Annotated in this window: 2 protein-coding genes and 1 pseudogene; all 3 read left to right on the forward strand. The window is 72.5% G+C overall.

The window, feature by feature from the left end; all coding sequences use genetic code 11:
• Positions 1–253: pseudogene (locus JHN63_RS50405) on the forward strand (hypothetical protein); the annotation flags it as partial.
• A gap of 45 nt (positions 254–298) precedes the next feature.
• Positions 299–1,060 (forward strand): VWA domain-containing protein, encoded by a 762-nt coding sequence (locus JHN63_RS50410; protein ID WP_200691840.1) that lies wholly within the window; start codon positions 299–301, stop codon positions 1,058–1,060.
• 3 nt (positions 1,061–1,063) lie between these two features.
• Positions 1,064–1,855 carry a PP2C family serine/threonine-protein phosphatase gene (locus JHN63_RS50415; protein ID WP_200691841.1) on the forward strand — a complete coding sequence of 264 codons (792 nt, stop codon included), beginning with the start codon at positions 1,064–1,066 and terminating at the stop codon, positions 1,853–1,855.
• Positions 1,856–2,029: the final 174 nt, after the last annotated feature.

Below are 2,029 nucleotides of genomic sequence, written 5' to 3' on the forward strand. Positions count from 1 at the left end.
CGCCACCTCCTACGGCCGCCAGGTCGGCCCCCGCCCGGGCCCGTCCAGAACGGCCGTCGTGCGTACGGCACTTCACCCGCAGGGCTATGTCGAACTCGACCGCGTCCTGTACCGCGCGGTGTGGGCCGAACCGGACCGGCCCCCGCCCGTACCCGGTGCGTACGTCGAGGTCACCGACGCGCACGAACCCGACTCCGACGTCCTGTACGCCTTCCCGCCCGCCGCCCGGCATCACGCCCGCGGCAGCTCGTGACCCCCGTACCGCATCCCCGTAGCGCTCGCTCGACCGGGAGACACCATGCACAGCGAATACCCGCCCACGCTGCCGGCGGAGTACGCCGACATCGAGTTCGAGAACAACGCGCAACGGCTGCCGCTGGTCCTGTGTCTGGACACGTCCAGTTCCATGGCGGGCGCGCCGATCCAGTCCCTCAACGACGCGCTGGCCGAGTGGACCCGCGAACTGCACGACGACGTGTCCCTCAGCTACAGCGTCGAGGTCGCCGTGATCACCTTCGGCGGCCGGGGCGTCGGCGCCTGGCGCGGACCCCAACTCCTCGCCCCCGGCGCCCCGGTGAGCCCCTTCGTGCCCGCGCACGCCTTCCAGGCACCCCGCTTCACCGCGTCCGGCGTCACCCTGATGACGGAGGCGCTGGAGCTGGCCATGCATGTCGTCGCCGCCCGCAAGGCGGAGCTGCGCGCCTCCGGACTCCAGTACTACCGCCCGCAGATCTGCCTGGTCACCGACGGCCTCCCCACCGACGCCACCGGCCATATGACCGACTCCTGGCACCGCCTGCTGCCCGTCCTCGCCGAGGAGCAACAGGCCCGCCGTTTCCGGCTGTACGCGATCGGCGTCGGCGGCATCACCGACCGCGGCGAACAGGTCCTCCAGGCCTTCGCACCCAAGTTCAACGCGCGCATCCAGGGCTTCCCGTTCCGCGAGCTGCTCCAGATGATGTCGGCCAGCGCGAACGCCGAGCAGAAGGGCGCGGGCGACGAGGTCTTCGAGAAGATCTTCAGCCAGTTCAAGACCCAGCGCCCGGCCTGGGAGAGCTGAGCGGTGGCGGCGTCGCCCTGGCGCATCCACGGCCTGAGCGTCGAGGGCTACCGCCACCGCCGCACCGGCACCCCCTGCCAGGACGCCTGCACCTACACGGCCTCCGCGTCCGTGGCCGTCCTCGCCGTCGCGGACGGCGCGGGCAGCCGCCCGCACTCCGACCAAGGGGCCCTGCACGCCGTCGAGTTGGCGGCCGAACACTTCCGGCGCCGGGTCGCCGCGGTGTCCGGCTGCCCGCCCGGCGACGAGGTCCACGACCTGCTCGCCGACGCCTTCCACGACGTGGCGAAGCTCTTCCTGGACACCTACGGCGCCAGTGCCCCCGACTACGCGACCACCCTCACCGTCGTGGTCCTCACCCCCGGCTGGCTGGGCCATCTCAGCGTCGGCGACGGCTTCGTCGTCGTACGCGCCGGAACGGAGGACGGGGAACGGCAGTTCCACCTGCTCCCGCAGCCGCCCGCGGTCAGCGAGTACAGCAACGAGACCGTCTTCCTCACCTCGCCCGACGCACCCCGCCGACTGCGCACCGACTGCGTGGCGGACCCGCGCGTCGACGGCGTGCTGCTGTCCACCGACGGCCTCGCCCAGGCCGCCCTGTCCCACTCCGGCGGCGGCCCGCCGCAGCCCAACACCTCTTTCGTGGACGCCGTGTTGCGCTCCCTGGACACCCCGGGGCCGGTGACCGACAGCGCGAGCGAGAACATCGCCGCGCTCCTCCGCTCCGACCGGCTGACCAGTCTCAACGGCGACGACAAGACCCTGCTGCGGGCCGTGCGCGCGGTGACCCCGTGACCGGCCGCGTCGTCCACCTGGACGGCAAGCCCGTCACGCTGGCCGAACTCCCCCTGAAAGGCGGCGGCCAGGCGGCCGTCTTCCCCGTCGAGGGCGACGACACCATCGTCGTCAAGCTCTACCGCGACCGCCCAGGACCGGACCTGGAGCGCCGCCTGGCCGCCGCCTTTCAGG

The sequence above is a fragment of the Streptomyces sp. MBT65 genome (assembly GCF_016612545.1).
GTDB lineage: Bacteria > Actinomycetota > Actinomycetes > Streptomycetales > Streptomycetaceae > Streptomyces.

Bases quoted from the DNA above. Each gene is read 5' to 3' on its own strand.
- JHN63_RS50410 (WP_200691840.1), top strand. From the start codon at position 299: ATGCACAGCGAATACCCGCCCACGCTGCCGGCGGAGTACGCCGACATC.